The sequence below is a fragment of the Streptomyces fildesensis genome, assembly GCF_016107395.1.
GTDB lineage: Bacteria > Actinomycetota > Actinomycetes > Streptomycetales > Streptomycetaceae > Actinacidiphila > Actinacidiphila fildesensis.
Genome location: NZ_JAAIKO010000060.1, coordinates 21,112 through 38,230 on the forward strand (window position 1 = coordinate 21,112; position 17,119 = coordinate 38,230).

The window sequence follows — 17,119 nt, forward strand, 5'->3', positions numbered from 1 at the left end:
CGTCACTGCGGTGAACAGCCCACGCGCCGTGGACGGCGCTTACGCGATGTGCGCGGCGACCGTGTGCGCCGGGAGCGGGGACGCCTCGGAAGCGGCGGCGTCCCGGAACGCGCGCAACCCGCTCAGCAGGTCCGTCCGCGCGGCCGGCTCCATCGTGGCCAGCACCTGCGACAGCTGCTCGCGGCGGCGGGCCCGCAACTCGTCGAGGAACTTCACGCCGCGTCCGCTGAGCCGCAGCCGGACCTCGCGCCGGCTCGCCGGATTGGGATCGCGCTCCAGGTATCCGACGGCCTGCAGCCGGTCGCAGAGTCTGCTGACGGACGGCGGGGCCGAGCCCAGCGCCTCGGACAGGGTGCGGAGATTGATGCCCTCGTTGTCCGCGAGTATGAACAGCACACGCAGCTGCGAGGCGGACACCGGAGCCGCGGAATCGTCACGTCCACGGCCCCACAACACCTCGAGAAGCTCAGTGATCTCCGAGGCGGCGCCTGCCGCCTCCTCGAGGTGGGTTGCGGATCGGGAGGAGTGCATAGCCTTCACCTTCGCACTGTCCGACCCCAACTGTCAGCTTTCCGGCTCCCGCCGGTGAGTACCGCCCCAACGACCGAAGGCGTGGCCGGCCACCAGTGAACGCACTCCAGGACTCCGAGCGCGCCCTGCGCGACGCGACACCTCCCGCCCTGCTCGACGCCCTGCGGCCGGTCCTGGCCCGCTGCCACGACGCCCTGGACGCGGAGCTGTTGATGGCCGACTACGGCCTGGGCCACCTGCAGGCGATGACGGTCCCGCCGCACGGCGTACCGCCGCTGCCGGTGGACGGATCGGGCGCGGGCCGGGCCTTCGGCTCGCAGGAACCGTACGCCGAGCGGCGGGACGGCCGCAGTGTCCTGCACCTGCCGGTCACCGCGCGCGGTGACCGGCTCGGCGTGCTGAGTGTCATGTTCGCGCAGCCGCCGGACCCGGCCGCCACCGCGGAACTGCTGGAGATCGCCGGGCTGCTCGCCCGCGAGGTGGTGGTCGCCGAGCGCGACACCGACCTCTACGTCCAGGCGCGCCGGCTGGACCGGCTCACCCTCGCCGCCGAGATGCAGTGGCAGCTGCTGCCCGCCCGCTCCTGCACCCGTCCCGAGTTCGCCCTCGGAGCGCAGCTGGAGCCGGCGTACGACACCTTCGGGGACAACTTCGACTGGTCCGCCTCGCCCGACGCGCTCACCCTGTCGATCACCAACGGGATGGGCGACGGCATCAACGCCGCGCTGCTCACCAGCCTGGGTGTGGGCGCGCTGCGCAACGCCCGGCGCGCCGGACTCCCGCTGGCCGACCAGGCCGCGCTCGCCGACCAGGCGGTGTACGGCCAGCACCGCGGCACCTGGCACCTGGCGTGCCTGCTGCTGCGGTTCGAGCTGGCCACCGGTCTGGTGGAGATCATCGACGCGGGATCACCGAGGGCGTTCGTGCTGCGGGACGGAACGGTACGGCCCCTGACGTTCGACGCCCAGCTCCCGCTGGGCATGTTCGACGGCACCCACTACGAACCCGAGTCGATCCAGGCGCTGCCCGGCGACCGGCTGCTGTTCGTCAGCGACGGGGTGCACGCCGTCACCAATGCCGGCGGTGAGGCGTACGGCGACCGGGCACTGGCCCGCGCGCTGCTGGCCACACGGCTCCTGCCCGCGGCCGATGTGCCGCGGGCCGTACTGAGGGAACTCACCACACACCGCGGCTCGTCCCAGGGCGACGACGACGCATTGGTCGTCTGCCTGGACTGGTTCGGCGCGCCCGCCTGACGGCCCGGGCCGTCAGGGCCGCGCCCGCGCCGGAACCCGCTCCGAACGCCTCCTCGGGCGGTCAGGCACGCGCGGCCAGGGCCGCCCGCTGAGCGGGCTACTGCCGGTAGGCCTCCAGCAGGCGCAGCCAGACCTCGCTGATCGTCGGGTAGGCGGGGACGGCGTGCCAGAGGCGGTCCATGGGGATCTCGCCCGCGACGGCCATGGTGGCGGACTGCAGCAGTTCGCTGACGCCGGGGCCGGTGAAGGTGGCGCCGATGAGGTGGCCGCGGTCCAGGTCGATGACGATGCGGGCCTGGCCGCGGTAGCCGTCCGCGTAGAGGGACGCGCCGGCGACCTGGCCGAGGTCGTGGTCGATGACGCGGATCCGGCGCCCGGCGCGTTCGGCCTCCTGGGAGGTCAGGCCGACGGAGGCGATCTCGGGTTCGGTGAACACCACTTGCGGCACCGCCGCGACATCGGCGGTCGCCGTGTGCGGGCCCCACGGTGAGGTGTCCAGCGGCCGGCCGGCCGCCAGGTCGCCGATGGCGGCGCCCGCGATCCGCGCCTGGTACTTGCCCTGGTGGGTCAGCAGCGCGCGGTGGTTGACGTCGCCGACCGCGTACAGCCAGCCGCCGTCGACGGCGGTGACCCGGCAGGAGTCGTCGACTTCCAGCCATGATCCATCGGTGAGCCCGACGGTCTCCAGGCCGAGTCCGTCCGTCCGCGGGGCGCGGCCGGTGGCGAAGAGGACCTCGTCCGCCTCGATCTCCTCCCCGCCCTCCAGGATCACCGTCACCGGTGCGGACGGCGACTCCCGGCGGACGGCCGCCACGTCGACTCCGGTGCGGACGACGGCTCCCGCCTCGGTGAGTGATGTCGCGACGGACTCGCCTGCGAACGGTTCCATCCTGGGCAGCAGTTGGGCGCCGCGCACCAGCAGGGTGACCTCGGAGCCCAGCGCCCGCCAGGCCGTTGCCATCTCGACGCCGACCACGCCGCCGCCCACCACGACCAGCCGGCCGGGCACGGCCGGCGAGGACGTGGCCTCCCGGCTCGTCCACGGGTGTGCCGCGTCGAGGCCGGGCAGCTCCGGCAGGACGGCGCGGCTGCCGGTGCAGACCGCGACCGCGTGCCGGGCGGTCAGCGTCCGCTCCGTTCCGTCGGGTGCGCGGACGACGACCTGGCGCGGCCCGTCGAGCCGCCCTTCGCCGCGTACCAGGTCGACATCGACGGATTTCAGCCAGGCGGCCTGTCCGTCGTCCTTCCAGTGTGAGGCGAAACTGTCGCGCCGGGCCAGCACCGCGGCGGCGTCGAGACCGCCGCTCACCGCTTCGCGGGAACCGGCGACGCCGCGGGCGCCCGCCAGCGCGGCCACCGGGCGCAGCAGCGCCTTGCTGGGCATGCAGGCCCAGTAGGAGCATTCGCCGCCGATGAGTTCGCTCTCCACGACGACGGTGGTGAGGCCCGCGGCGCGGGTGCGGTCCGCGAGGTTCTCGCCCACCGGGCCCGCGCCGATCACGATGACGTCGTACCTCGTGGTCCCGGATGACTGAGGGGAAGGGCTCATGAGAGGGCCTGTCTGCAGGGGGTGGGCGTCCAGAAGTCATCTTCACCCAACGGCCCGGGTACGGCCACCACCTGTCGCGCGGGCGCGGCGGCAGCGGAAAGGCCGTGGTGGGGAGAGTTCCATTTGATTGGTCCAGACCCTTGACGCGACCATGATCACGCGAGTTCAATCACCACTTGAACTAAGTGGTGATAAAAGAAGCCGCGCTTCCGCAACTTCCTTACGCGGCCTTCTCCGGCGGCCGCCGCCGACCCCCCCCACCAGATCACCGGCGGCTCGTCCCACCACAGCTGATGCACGGCCGCGCACCGGCCGTGCACCGGTCGCACCACCGGCCACGACACGCCCGGAGCCGCACCACACCGGGGCGTGCCGCGGCCTGCGCACCACCGGTCAGGACTCCGCCACCCCTGGGGCGGCGGGCACCCCCACGCGCTTCCCGGCGCACGTTCCGAAGGACAGCCATGCCCTGGTCACGCCTGAAGAAAACCCTGGTCGCCGCAGCGATCCCGATCATGTCCGGGGGGGCTGCTGCTCGGCAGCAGCCCGGCCGCGAACGCCGCCGCCAACCCCGGACCCGGATTCCCCGCGCACTACGCGGCTCCTTACGTCGAGACCTGGAACTCGCCCTCGGCGATGGCCAGTGCGCAGGCCGCCACCGGTCTCAAGTACTTCACGCTCGCCTTCGTCATCGGCGGCGGGTGCAACGCGACGTTCAACGGCAACACCGATATCGGTGACGCCGGTTGGACCAACGCGATCAACAGCCTGCGCGCCTCCGGCGGCGATGTCATCGCCTCCTTCGGCGGCGCCGCCGGAACCGAACTCGGCCAGGCGTGTACGTCGGTCTCCACGCTGCAGGCGCAGTACAAGCGCGTCGTCGACACCCTCAACCTGACCCGGATCGACCTGGACATCGAAGGCGGGGCGCTCAACGACACCGCCGCCAACGACCGCCGCAACCAGGCGCTCGCCGCGCTGCAGCAGCAGTACGCGGCGGCCGGCCGCACCCTCGCCGTCGACTACACACTCCCGGTCAACCCGACCGGGCTGGAGTCGAACTCCATCAGCCTGCTGAACAACGCGAAGAGCCGCGGCCTCAACGTCAGCGTCGTCAACATCATGACGATGGACTACGGGCCCTCGATGGACATGGGCCAGGCCGCCATCAACGCCGCCACCGCCCTGCACGGCCAACTCGGCCAGATCTGGAACACCAAGACCTCCGACCAGCTGTGGGCCATGGAGGGCAACACCCCCATGATCGGGGTGAACGACTCGACCAACGAGGTCTTCACCACCGCCAACGCCACCTCGCTGGAGACCTTCGCCGCAAGCCACGGCATCCAGGAGCTGTCCTTCTGGGCACTGGGCCGTGACAAGGCCTGTGCCAGCAACGGCACCCTGTCCGACAGCTGCAGCGGCACCTCGCAGAGCCCGTACCAGTTCGCCCGCACCTTCAACGCGATCACCGGCAACAACGGTGGCGGCGGGACCGAGCCCACCGGGCGGATCACCGGCATCGCCGGCAAGTGCGTCGACGTGGCGGCCGCGAGTTCGGCCAACGGCACCGCCGTACAGCTCTACGACTGCAACGGCACCGGCGCCCAGAACTGGACCGTCTCAGCTGACGGCTCCCTGAAGGCGCTGGGCAAGTGCATGGACGCCACCGGCCAGGGCACCGCCAACGGCACGAAGATCCAGCTGTGGGACTGCTCCGGCGGCGGTGCCCAGAAGTGGACCCGCTCCGGCAACACGCTGGTGAACCCCGCCTCGGGCCGCTGCCTCGACGCCACCGGGCAGAGCTCGGCCAACGGCACGCGCCTCCAGCTGTGGGACTGCGCGGGGTCGGCCAATCAGCAGTGGGTGCTCCCCAGCTGATGACCGCCGCACCCCACAACGACAGGAGTACTCCGTGACCGCACGACACTCGAACCATCCGCTCACCGCCCGAAGAGCGGCACCCCTGGCGCTGGCGTTCGTCGTCCTCGCCCTGACCTGTTGGACGCTCCTGGCGCCGGCCGGCAAGGCGTCGGCGGCGGCCCTGCCCACCGGGCCGGTCATCGTCGCCAACAAGAACAGCGGCCTGTGCGCGGACGCCCGCGCCGCCTCGACGGCCAACGGCACCGCCGTGCAGCAGTACACCTGCAACGGCACCGCCGCGCAGCAGTGGCAGTTCCAGGCCACCAGTGACGGCTACGTCCGGGTCAACAGCCAGGGCAACGCCGCCCAGGTGTGGGACGTCGCCGATGTCTCCACCGCCGACGGCGGCCTGATCCACCTGTGGACCTACGGCGGCGGCAACAACCAGCAGTGGCTGCCGGTCGAGGAGACCGGCGGCTCGTACCACTTCGTCAGCCGCAACAGCGGCAAGTGCCTGGATGTGCCGAGCGCCTCGACCGCCAACAGCGTCCAGCTGCAGCAGTGGGCCTGCAACGGCACCACGGCCCAGTCCTTCCAGGTGACCCCGGTGACCGGCACCCCGCCGGACAACCCGCCCGGCACCCCCGACCTGGGCCCGAACGTCTCCGTCTTCGACCCGTCGATGTCCGCGTCGACGATCCAGAGCCGGCTGAACACCGTCTTCAGCCAGCAGGAGACCAACCAGTTCGGCGCCAACCGCTTCGCGCTGCTGTTCAAGCCGGGCACCTACAACGCCGACGTCAACGTCGGCTTCTACACGCAGGTTGCCGGTCTCGGCCTGTCGCCCGACGCGGTCACCATCAACGGCGGTGTGCACGCGGAAGCCGACTGGTTCCAGGGCAACGCCACCCAGAACTTCTGGCGCTCCGCCGAGAACCTCTCCGTCAACCCCACCTCGGGCACCGACCGGTGGGCCGTCTCGCAGGCCGCGCCGTACCGGCGTATGCATGTGCGCGGCAATCTCGCACTGGACGACGGCGGCTGGTCCAGCGGCGGCTTCATGGCCGACTCCAAGGTCGACGGCCAGGTGCGCTCCGGTTCGCAGCAGCAGTGGCTGTCACGGAACAGCCAGTGGGGCAGCTGGACCGGATCCAACTGGAACATGGTCTTCGTGGGCGACACCAACGCGCCCGCCAACACCTTCCCCAACCCGCCCTACACCACCGTGAACCAGACCCCGGTCACGCGGGAGAAGCCGTTCCTCTACATCGACGCGTCGGGCGCCTACCAGGTGTTCGTCCCCGCGCTGCGGTCGAACTCGCAGGGCACCACGTGGGCCAACGGCACGGCCGCCGGCTCCTCGCTGCCCATCAGCCAGTTCTTCATCGTCAAGCAGGGCGCGACCTCGGCCGACATCAACGGGGCCCTCGCACAGGGCAAGGACCTGCTCTTCACCCCGGGCGTCTACCACCTCAACGACACGATCAGGGTGACCCGTCCTGACACCGTCGTCCTCGGCCTGGGCCTCGCCACGCTCGTCCCGGACAACGGCGTGACCGCGATGTCGGTCGCGGACGTCGACGGAGTGAAGATGGCCGGACTGCTGATCGACGCCGGTTCGGTGAACTCCGCGACGCTCATGCAGGTCGGCCCGGCCGGCTCGAGCCAGAGCCACTCGGCCGACCCGACCTCCCTGCACGACGTGTTCTTCCGCATCGGCGGCGCGGGCGTCGGGAAGGCCACCCAGAGCCTGGTGGTCAACAGCTCCAACGTCATCGGCGACCACATGTGGCTGTGGCGGGCCGACCACGGCAGCGGCGTCGGATGGACGTCCAACACCGCGGCCACCGGCCTGGTGGTGAACGGCAACAACGTCACGATGTACGGGCTGTTCGTCGAGCACTACCAGCAGTACCAGACCATCTGGAACGGCAACGGCGGCCGCACGTACTTCTACCAGAACGAGCTTCCCTACGATCCGCCCAACCAGGCGGCCTGGATGAACGGCGGCACCAGAGGCTACGCCGCCTACAAGGTCGGGGACTCGGTCACCAGCCATGAGGCATGGGGATTCGGCAGCTACTGCTATTTCAGCAGCAATCCCGCGGTCGTCGAGGAACACTCCTTCGAAGTACCGAACACCTCGGGTGTGAAGTTCCACAACATGGTGACCGTCTCCCTGGGCGGCACCGGAACCATCAACCACGTCATCAACTCCACCGGCGGCCCGTCCAACTCGGCAGCAACGTCGCCGACCTCGTCAGCTACCCGTAAGCCCACGATGCCGCGCCCGGCCGCTGTGACCAGCGGCCGGGCCGGCATCCGTGCGTAGCGGCGGCTACCGGTTCGCGGGGACTACCGGTTCGCGGGGACGGTGGCGGTGGCGGTGTTCCAGCCCGAGACCCGCACGCGGGGCGCCGAGCCGTGCAGGTCCGCGGTCCGGTACGAGGCGGTGAGCGTCACCGACTCGCCGGGCCAGAGACTCACCTCGTTGTCGGACCAGGTCACCGGCAGCACCGGGGCGCCGGCGCCGTCCACCAGATGGACGTCGGTCAGCAGCGCGGGCGCCTTGCCCGTGCCCGTGTTGCTGAGGGTGACCGCGGTCGTGGACGTACCGTCGCTTCCTGCGGTGGTCCGTGCCGTCGCGGTGACGGTGGCCGGGGCCAGGGAGCTGAGTCCCTTGAGGTCGGCGTAGGCGGTCGTGGGGGTGTAGTACCAGTCGGTGTTGTTCCAGTCCAGGACGTCCTGCCGGGTGGAGAGCCAGTACACGTTGCGGCTGACCTCGGCGCCCGAGGAGTCCGTCAGCACCAGCTTGGCCAGATAGGTGGTGGACAGCCCGCTGACCGTGGCCGGCACGGTGAGTGCGGTGGTCTTGGCGCCGTCGCCGCCGACGGTCAGTCCGGTACTGGTCCTGTCGTACTTCATGGTCCCGTCGGTGTTGTACAGGCTTACCCGGGCGGTCAGTCCGGACGCGGGCGCGTGCCGGTTGTTGACCAGGACCACCGAGCGGGAGTCGTACGAGTACTGGACGTGCAGCGGTTCGTTGGCCTTCTTGGCGCCGAAGTAGGCGCCGCCCTGGTCGAGATAGCGGTCGACGAGCTGCCAGTGCAGTGAGGTCCAGCCGCTGTTGAACATCCAGTAGATGACTCCGGTGGCCGGCTGGGAGCTGTCGGAGGCGTTGCGGCCGTAGGACTCGAACTGGGCGCGCACGGCCTCGTACTGGGCCAGCTGCGCCTTGCGGACGTAGTCGTCCAGGCCCGTCGGCTTGCCGTAGCGGCCGGTCAGCGCGTTGCCGAAGAGCTTGAGGTCCTTGAAGGTCGACGAGGGCGAGCGGTGGTACTGCGGGGCGGTGGGGTCCTTCCAGAGGGTTTCGAGTTCGGCGGGGGACAGCGTGCGGCGCAGTGTGTCCATGGTGGGGATGTCGGGACCGGCGCTGGTCTCGGAGTTGAAGCCGGTGGCGCCGCCCTCACGTTTGGCGTACCAGTAGTTGGGCGGCACCCAGTCGTAGGGCCCGCTCATCTTCATGCCGGACGGACCCGACAGCGGCGCGGAGTTGGCGGAGGCGGCCGCGACCACGGGTGTCGGCCAGTCGGCGGCCTTCAGAGCGTCGACGTACCCCTTCTCGATGGTGGCGTCCGGGGCGAAGTCGCTGCCGATGAGGAACGAGATGACGCTGGGGTGGTCGCGCAGCCGGGCGGCCTCACCGGCCATGGACGCCTTGGCGACGGGGTAGTCGGCCGCGGTCCACTTGTCGCCGGGCTCGCCGCCGTTGACGTTGCCCTCCCACTTGTCGCAGCACTCCCAGCCGGGCATCGTCAGGATGCCGTACCGGTCGGCGAGGTCTAAGAACTCGTCCGGTTCGATATGGCCTTCGAGCCGGATGGTGTTGAGGCCCAGATCCAGCGCGTACCGCAGCCGGTCCTCGGTGTACGTGCGGTCCCAGCGCAGGAACACGTCGGGTGACCAGCCGCCGCCCTTGATGAGCAGCTTGCGGCCGTTGACGGAGTACTGGCGCGCGCCGTTGCCGTCCACCGGTGCCTTGACGTCCCGGATGCCGAAGCGCTCCTGGGCGCTGTCCGAGGCGGTGCCCGAGACGGTGGCGGTCAGCTGCAGGTCGTACATCGCCTGGGCGCCCAGGCCGGCCGGCCACCACACCGCCGGCTGGTTCAGCCGCAGTTGGGGGTAGCCGGACGGCGCGAAGGCGACGGCTTTCGTCTGGTGTGCCGCGAGGCTGACGTTCTGGCTGAAGGTGATGGCGCCGATCGTGCCGGACACGGTCGTGGTGACCGGGTCCGCCGAGTCGTTGCGGACCTGTGCCTTCACGGTCAGGTCGGCCGAGCCGAGGGACGGCAGCGCCAGCGCGGTGACCACATGCGCGTCCCGCAGCGCCACCGGTCCGCCGCGGCGCACCAGGACGTCCCGGACCAGGCCCATGTTCTCGTCGGGCGGCGGCTGGAGCCAGTCGATCCACCCCATGGTCAGGTTCTTCCGCGGATCGTTCGGCTGGACGAGGAAGGCGACGGTGTTGGTACCCGCCGTGACCTGCGCGGTGACATCCAGCTCATGCCGGGTGTAGGCGCCCGACACCGCGTCCTTGGTGGCGATCCGGACGCCGTTGACGTACACGTCGGCGGCGGAGACGACGCCGCTGAAGTCGAGATAGGTGCGCGCGGACGTGTCGCTGACGGTGAAGTCGGAGCGGTACCACCACGGGACGGCGAAGTCCGCGGTGGGGATCTTCTTGAGGTTCTGCGAGTAGAACGGGTCCGCGTAGCGGCCGGTGGCGAGCAGTGCCGCGAGCACGGTGGAGCGCGGACCGGCCGGGAACCAGCCGGCGGCCGGGTAGCCGGGCGTGGAGACCGCGGTGGGGGAGTCGGCGACCTTGGCGGACGACTGGATGGCGTAGCCGGTGAGGGCGGTCGCCGAGCCCGGCCCCGACGCGGTCGCGGTGACCGGTGCCGCCGGGCGGGCGGCGGCGGGGGACGGGGGAGCTGCGTTGGCGGGGAGGACGAGGGCGAGGGCGAGACCGAGGACGGCGAGTGCCGCCGCGGTGGCCTGCCGTCGATGGTGTGGTGCCGGACGGAGGAACACGCTGGATCTCCCAGTGGCTCGTGGGGGGTTCGCGCCTGGGCAGGGGTGCCGAGTTTTAAGTTAAGGAACTTTACCAATGCGGTTCCCCTGAATTTAAGGAGCCGGGCAGGCCGTGTCAACGGCGCCTGGGAGACATGCGCGTGCCGACGCGGTCCCGCGGTGGCGGGACGGCGCCGGCACGAAGGGGTGTCGGTCCGCGGCGGACGGGTGTCAGTCGGTGTCGGGCCCCTGTGCGCGCACCTGCTCGACGTGCTCCAGGGAGCCGCGCAGGTCGCCGAGCCACTCGTCGGCGTTGCGCTGGACCAGCCGTACGCACCAGGCCAGCGCGTCGCTGCGGCTGCGGGCCACGCCCCCGGCGATCAGCGTGTCGAGCACCTGGCGCTCGGGCTGGCGCAGCCGCGTCATGACCGGCGCGGCGACCGTGGTGTACCAGCTGCGGGTGTCCGCGCACTGCACACCCCACGACACCTTGCGCCCGTACTTCTCCTCGGCCTCCCGGGCCACCTCCATGCGGGCGCCGCGGGTGCGCCCGCGGAACTCCGCGATGCGTCCCTCCTGGGCCGCGTCCCGCTCCGCCTGTGAGACGCCGGCGGCCAGTTCGGGCTCGGGGATCCGGCCGACGACGGTGATCTCCTCCCGGTCGACGGTGACGTCCAGGAGCTCGGTGAACAGTCCTTCCGGCAGGCGCCCGGCGAACCAGCCGCGTACCGCTTCACGATCCTTCGCTGTAATCATGTAATCAAAATTACTCCTCCGGATCGGAGGGGCAAGCGATTTTCGCTGTTTACTTCGACTGGACGGGTAGGCAGGGACGGACGGGCTGGTCGGCGGCGACGACAGGGAGACCGATGGACGGCGGACGCGGGCTGGACCGGACGGGCACCCGGAGCGTGAAGTGGCTGACCGCGGGCGTGGAGCAGGACGCCGGGCGGATCCCGCTGGGCGTGGCCGATATGGACCTGCCGGGATTTCCGGCCCTCTACACGGCGCTCCGGGACCGGCTGGACCATCGCGCGCTGGGGTACACCCGGGCCGATCCCGCCGCCCGGGAGCTGGTCGCACGCTGGTACGCCCGCCGCCACGCGGCCGCGATCGACCCCGACTGGGTGGTGCTGCTGCCGTTCGGTCCCCGCACCGCGGTACGCGTGCTGCTCGACGCGGCCGCGGCCGGCCCGGCGCCGCGCGGCCCGGTGCTGACGCCGACGCCCGAGTACGGCGGCTTCTCGGCCGTCGCCGGTGCCGCGGGCCGGTCCGTACGGGAGATCCCGTTCGACCGGACGGGCGGCGGATACCGGCTGGCCGTGGACGGGTTCGCCGACGCGTGCCGCCGGGAACCGGGCGCCGTGGTGGCGCTGAGCAGCCCGCACAATCCCACCGGCCGGGTCTGGGACGCCGCGGAACTGCATGCGCTCGCCGCGGCGGCGGCCGACTGCGGTGGGCTGCTGATCAGCGACGAGGTGCACTGCGAGATCGTGCATCCCGGGCACCGGCACATCACCGCCGTCCACGCCGCCGGGGAGTTCGCGCGGCACACCGTCGTCGTCCACTCGGTGGGCAAGGCGTTCAACGTCAGCGGCCTGGCGGACGCGTTCCTCCTCGTGCCCGACGCCGACCTGCGGCGACGCGTCGTCGCCACGCTGGAGGGATGGGGCTTCTTCGAGGGCGGCCGACTGCTCGGGGCGCTCGCCCAGGAGGTCGCGCTGGAACACGGCGAGCCGTGGCTGCGTTCACTCACTGCCGGGCTGACGGACCGGCGGGACCTGATCGTCACCCGGTTGGCGGACGCGGTTCCCGGAGCGGTCGCATGCGTGCCGGAGGCGTCCTTCCTGCTGTGGCTGCGCGGAGCGGCTTTCGGCGGCGCCCTGCCGCAGGGTGTCGCGCCGCATGCCGGGATCCGCGAGGTGCTGCTGGCCGCGTGCGGGGTGGAGTTGACGGACGGCGCCACGTTCGGGGCGGCGGGGGAGGGCTACGCACGCCTGAACTTCGCGCTGCCGGAGCCGGCGCTCGCCGAGGCGGCCGACCGGATCGCCCGTTTCGCCGAAAAGCGGCCGGGAATGCGGTCGGGGGACCGGTGACGCATGCGGGGGGCATGTGACGCAAGAGAACACCGGCCAAAAAGTGAACATATTCGAACAAACCATAAGAAAAAGTGAGCGCGATCGGCCGTAGTGAGGCACATTGGTTAGCGGCCGTTACAACGGCCCGATGGGAGACATCACCATGCGCCATGACATGGCAGGCACCGCCAGGCGACCGGCCCGGCGGCAGCCCGGTTCCGCCGGACCGGTCACCGAGGCAGAGGCCGAGCTGTTCATCCACGGCATCTGTTTCAAGACCGGCCCACCGACCAGGATCGGTACCGAGCTCGAGTGGTTTCTGCATGACGCGCACGACCCGGCCCTGCACATCGACCCCGGCCGGCTGGCAGACGCCGTCAGCGGCCTGGAACAGCTTCCGCTGAACGCCGGGCTCACCCGTGAGCCGGGCGGCCAGATAGAACTCAGCTCCCGCCCCGCCGACTCCCTCGCGCAGTGCGTCGAGGAGACCTCGGCCGACCTGGCCGCCGTCCGCGGCCATCTCAAGGCGCGGGGCCTCGTCGCCGCAGGCCACGGCCACGATCCCTACCGCACACCGCGCCGCATCCTGGACCTCCCGCGCTATGTCGCGATGGAGGAGTACTTCGACCGGGCGGGCACCGCCGGCCGTTCCATGATGTGCAGCACCGCCTCCGTGCAGGTCTGCGTGGACGCGGGCACCGACAGCCCCGGCCCGCACGGCATCCGTTCCCGCTGGCGGCTGGCCCATCTGCTCGGCCCCGTCCTGGTCGCCGCGTTCGCCAACTCACCGCTGCGGCAGGGCCTCCCCAGCGGCTGGCGGTCCACCCGGCAGGCCGTGTGGTCGCTGATGGACACCGCCCGCACCCTCGCCCCGCCGCTGGACCGTGAACCCCGCGCCGCCTGGGCCCGGTACGCCCTCGACGCGCCGGTGATGTGCATCCGGCAGGAGGACGGCCTGCCCTGGACCGCACCCACCGAACTCACCTTCCGTGACTGGATCGGGAACGGCGGCCCGGCCGGCTCCGCACCCACCCTCGACGATCTGCGCTACCACCTGACCACCCTGTTCCCGCCCGTCCGCCCGCAGGGCCACCTGGAACTGCGCATGATCGACGCGCAGTCCGGCGAGGACGGCTGGATCGTGCCACTGGCCGTGGTCACCGCCCTGTTCGACGACCCCGTCGCCCACCAGGCGGCGCTGCAGGCCCTGCTGCCGCTGGGCGTGGGCGGCCCGCCCGCCCCGCGCAACCCGTTGTGGGTCCGCGCGGCCCGCCGCGGCCTGACCGACCCGGCCCTGCGCAGGGCTGCCGACGCCTGCTTCCGGGCCGCCCTCGACGCGCTGCCACGGATCGGCGCACCCGCGCACGTCCAGGCCACCGTCACCGAATTCGCCGAGCGCTACATCGCGCGCGGCCGATGTCCCGCCGACGACCTGATCGACCAGGTCCGCTCCGCGTCCGGCCGCCCGCCGGCCCGGACCGGCACGCCGACCAAGGAGGACCGCGCGTGAACGACAGCACCGCCCCCGGACCGGACGAGGACGCGCTGCGCGCCCGCATCGCGGCGGCCCTGACGACCGCGCGCGCCCGCACCCGGACCCTGACCGAATGCGTCGACGACCCGGACCTCACCGCCCAGCACTCACCGCTGATGTCACCCCTGGTCTGGGACCTCGCACACATCGGCAACCAGGAGGAGCTGTGGCTGCTGCGCACCGTCGGCGGCCACGAGCCGATCTTCCCCAGTGAGATCAACTCGCTCTACGACGCGTTCGAGCACCCCCGCGCGGAACGGCCCCGGCTGCCCCTGCTGCCGCCCGGTGAGGCCCGCGGGTACAACCACGAGGTCCGCGGCCGGGTCATGGACCTCATCGAGAAGACCCCGCTGCACGGCAGCGGCCTCCTCGTCGCGGGATTCGCCTTCGGCATGGTCGCCCAGCACGAGCAGCAGCACGACGAGACCATGCTGATCACCCATCAGCTGCGCACCGGCCCCGCCGTCCTCAGCGCCCCGTCGCCGCCCGCCGCGCCCGCCGACGCCGCGACGCTGCCGCGCGAGGTCCTGGTGCCCGGCGGACCGTTCACCATGGGCACCTCCGCGGAACCCTGGGCGCTGGACAACGAACGCCCCGCCCACAGCGTCCAGGTCGACGCCTTCCACATCGACACCACGCCGGTCACCAACGGCGCCTACCTGGAGTTCATCGCGGACGGCGGCTACGACGACCCGCGCTGGTGGACCGGTCCCGGCTGGGAGCACCGGCAGCGGGCCGGGCTGTTCGCCCCGCTGTACTGGAGCCGGGAAGGCGGCCAGTGGCTGCGCCGGCACTTCGGCGTCACCGAACCGGTGCCCGCGGACGAGCCCGTCCTGCACGTGTCCTGGTACGAGGCCGACGCCTACGCCCGCTGGGCCGGCCGCCGGCTGCCCACCGAGGCCGAGTGGGAGAAGGCCGCCCGCCACGACCCGGCCACCGGCCGCTCCCGGCGCTACCCGTGGGGGGACGAGGACCCGGCACCGGAACACGCCAACCTCGGCCAGCGGCACCTGCGGCCCGCCCCCGCCGGCAGCTACCCCGCCGGAGCCTCCCCGCTCGGAGTGCGCCAGCTCATCGGCGACGTCTGGGAGTGGACCGGCAGCGACTTCCTGGCCTATCCCGGATTCGCCGCGTGGCCCTACCCGGAGTACAGCGAGGTCTTCTACGGCGGCGACTACAAGGTGCTGCGTGGCGGAGCGTTCGCCGTCGACCAGGTCGCCTGCCGCGGCACCTTCCGCAACTGGGACCACCCCGTACGCCGGCAGATCTTCTCCGGCTTCCGCACCGCCCGCTCCCAGGACAGCCGCTGATGTGCCGGCATCTGGCCTATCTCGGGCCGCCCGTCGCGCTGCGCACCGTGCTCACCGAGCCGGAGCACAGTCTGTACCGGCAGTCCTGGGCGCCCCGCGAGCAGCGCCACGGAACGGTCAACGCCGACGGATTCGGCGTCGGCTGGTACGCGGACCGCGATCCGGTGCCCGCCCGCTACCGCCGCGAAGGACCGATCTGGGCCGACGCCTCCTTCCCCGACCTCGCCCGCGTCATCAGCACCGGCGCGCTGCTGGCCGCCGTCCGCTCCGCGACCGAGGGCGGTGCGGCGGGAGAGAACGCCGCGGCGCCGTTCGCCGCCGACCGATGGCTCTTCAGCCACAACGGGGCGCTCACCGGCTGGCCCGCGACCCTGGAGCCCGCCGCCGCGCGGCTCTCCGCCGCGGAACTGCTCTCCCTGGACGCGCGCTGCGACTCCGCGTTCGTCTGGGCCCTGGCACTGCACCGGCTGCGGGCCGGGGAGCCGCCGGGCGACGCTCTCGCCGGCACCATCGCCGACCTCGCCCCGCACGACCGGGGGCGCCTCAACCTCCTTCTCACCGACGGTGCCGTCATCGCCGCCACCACCTGGGGCGACACCCTCTACTACCGCCACGAGCCGGGCCGTTCGGTCCTCGTCGTCTCGGAACCCCACGACGACGAGGACACCTGGGTCAGGGTCCCCGACCGGACCCTGCTCGTCGCCACCCCCGACGAGATCCAGCTCACGACGCTCAAGGAGCCGAACCGTTGAGTACCTTCACGCTCACCCGCCGCCTGCCCGCCGACGCCACCGCCGACGCCCTGCGCGCCGACGTACGCGAAGGGCTCACCGCCGACCCCAAGTGGCTGCCGCCCAAGTGGTTCTACGACGCCCGCGGCAGCGAGCTCTTCGAGGAGATCACCCGGCTCCCGGAGTACTACCCGACCCGGGCGGAACGGGAGATCCTGCAGACCAGAGCGCAGGAGATAGCCGCCGCCACGGGAGCGGCCACCCTCATCGAGCTCGGCTCCGGATCGTCCGACAAGACCCGGCTGCTCCTCGACGCGCTGCTCGCCGCCGGGACGCTGAAGACGTACACACCCGTGGACGTCAGTGAGGCGGCCCTGCAACAGGCCGGGGAAGCGCTGCTCAAGGAGTACCCCGGGCTACGTGTCGACGCCCTCATCGGCGACTTCCTGGGCGACCTGCGGGTGCCCGGGGCCGAGGGGCCGCGGCTGGTGGCCTTCCTCGGTGGCACCCTCGGCAATCTGCTGCCCGCCGAACGCGCCCGCTTCCTGGCCGCGGTCCGCGCCGGACTCGCCCCCGGCGACGCGCTGCTGATCGGCACGGACCTGGTGAAGGACGAGGCCACCCTCGTCGCCGCCTACGACGACGCGGCCGGGGTGACCGCGGAGTTCAACAAGAACGTGCTGCACGTCATCAACCGCGAACTCGGCGCCGACTTCGACCCGGGTGAGTTCGACCACATCGCTCTGTGGGACCGGCAACACGAGTGGATCGAGATGCGGTTGCGGGCCCGCTCCCACCTGACGGTGAAGATCCCCGAGCTCGACCTCGCGGTCACCTTCGAGCCGGGCGAGGAGATGCGCACCGAGATCTCCGCGAAGTTCCGCGAGGAGGGCCTGCGCGAGGAGCTCGACGCCTCCGGGCTCGACCTGCGCCACTGGTGGACGGACACGGGCGGCAGGTTCGGGCTGTCGCTGTCCGTCGCCCGGTAACGGCGCTTCTCCGCGGACACCGTGACCGGCTCCCGCACCGCCCTCGGCGGTGCGGGAGCCGGTCTCATGTCAGGGGTGTTCGAGGGGTGTCACTTCCGGCGGGCTCGGCCCATGAGACTCTGGGCACCGCTGAACTGATGTACGACACCTACAGGAGGGGTCGCGGGTGCCCGCGATACGTTTGACCCGGACGCACCGGATTCTTGTC

The 17,119-nt window shown here is 71.6% G+C and carries 11 protein-coding genes and 1 pseudogene; 8 read left to right on the forward strand and 4 right to left on the reverse strand.

The genetic code is table 11. The features are described from left to right. Positions 1-39: 39 nt before the first annotated feature. Positions 40-531 carry a MarR family winged helix-turn-helix transcriptional regulator gene (locus C6N31_RS38855; protein WP_138353401.1) on the reverse strand — a complete coding sequence of 164 codons (492 nt, stop codon included), beginning with the start codon at positions 529-531 and terminating at the stop codon, positions 40-42. Between the two features lie 95 nt (positions 532-626). Between C6N31_RS38855 and C6N31_RS38860 the strand changes: the two genes are divergently transcribed. Then, the gene (locus tag C6N31_RS38860; protein WP_138353402.1) at positions 627-1,787 is read left to right on the forward strand and encodes a PP2C family protein-serine/threonine phosphatase; all 1,161 of its coding nucleotides are present in this window, start codon (positions 627-629) and stop codon (positions 1,785-1,787) included. 97 nt (positions 1,788-1,884) lie between these two features. Here the strand turns inward: C6N31_RS38860 and C6N31_RS38865 are convergent, their stop codons facing one another. Then, on the reverse strand, positions 1,885-3,336 hold the full coding sequence (locus tag C6N31_RS38865) for a dihydrolipoyl dehydrogenase family protein (protein WP_138353403.1): 1,452 nt from the start codon (positions 3,334-3,336) through the stop codon (positions 1,885-1,887). Between the two features lie 636 nt (positions 3,337-3,972). On the opposite strand from C6N31_RS38865, the gene C6N31_RS38870 reads away from it, so the two are divergent. Together C6N31_RS38870 and C6N31_RS38875 are read left to right on the forward strand one after the other, a co-directional pair. After that, on the forward strand, positions 3,973-5,217 hold the full coding sequence (locus C6N31_RS38870; RefSeq protein WP_232486186.1) for a ricin-type beta-trefoil lectin domain protein: 1,245 nt from the start codon (positions 3,973-3,975) through the stop codon (positions 5,215-5,217). Positions 5,218-5,308: 91 nt separating this feature from the next. Continuing rightward, positions 5,309-7,473 (forward strand): annotated as a pseudogene (locus tag C6N31_RS38875) (pectate lyase-like domain-containing protein). A gap of 81 nt (positions 7,474-7,554) precedes the next feature. Here the strand turns inward: C6N31_RS38875 and C6N31_RS38880 are convergent. After that, a complete protein-coding gene (locus C6N31_RS38880) occupies positions 7,555-10,290 on the reverse strand; it encodes a glycoside hydrolase family 2 protein (RefSeq protein WP_198359327.1) in 2,736 nt (911 codons plus the stop codon). A 210-nt stretch (positions 10,291-10,500) separates the two neighbouring features. Continuing rightward, complete coding sequence (gene abmR, locus C6N31_RS38885; RefSeq protein ID WP_138353405.1) at positions 10,501-11,025, reverse strand: ATP-binding transcription factor AbmR; 525 nt, start codon at positions 11,023-11,025, stop codon at positions 10,501-10,503. Positions 11,026-11,138: 113 nt separating this feature from the next. Here abmR and C6N31_RS38890 point away from each other — a divergent pair, with 113 nt between their 5' ends. From C6N31_RS38890 to egtD, 5 genes are all read left to right on the forward strand, one after another. Then, a complete protein-coding gene (locus tag C6N31_RS38890; RefSeq protein ID WP_138353406.1) occupies positions 11,139-12,365 on the forward strand; it encodes an aminotransferase class I/II-fold pyridoxal phosphate-dependent enzyme in 1,227 nt (408 codons plus the stop codon). 157 nt (positions 12,366-12,522) lie between these two features. Further along, entirely contained in the window at positions 12,523-13,857 is a 1,335-nt protein-coding gene (gene egtA, locus C6N31_RS38895) for an ergothioneine biosynthesis glutamate--cysteine ligase EgtA (RefSeq protein WP_138353486.1), read from the forward strand. Further along, complete coding sequence (gene egtB / locus C6N31_RS38900; protein ID WP_244808984.1) at positions 13,854-15,191, forward strand: ergothioneine biosynthesis protein EgtB; 1,338 nt, start codon at positions 13,854-13,856, stop codon at positions 15,189-15,191. The genes egtA and egtB overlap by 4 nt, the downstream gene beginning before the upstream one ends. After that, positions 15,191-15,943, forward strand: coding sequence for an ergothioneine biosynthesis protein EgtC (egtC, locus tag C6N31_RS38905; RefSeq protein WP_138353408.1), 753 nt, complete (start codon positions 15,191-15,193; stop codon positions 15,941-15,943). The genes egtB and egtC overlap by 1 nt, the downstream gene beginning before the upstream one ends. Beyond that, positions 15,940-16,911, forward strand: a complete 972-nt coding sequence (gene egtD, locus C6N31_RS38910) for an L-histidine N(alpha)-methyltransferase (protein ID WP_138353409.1) — start codon at positions 15,940-15,942, stop codon at positions 16,909-16,911. Before egtC ends, egtD begins: the two co-directional genes overlap by 4 nt. Positions 16,912-17,119 lie beyond the last annotated feature (208 nt).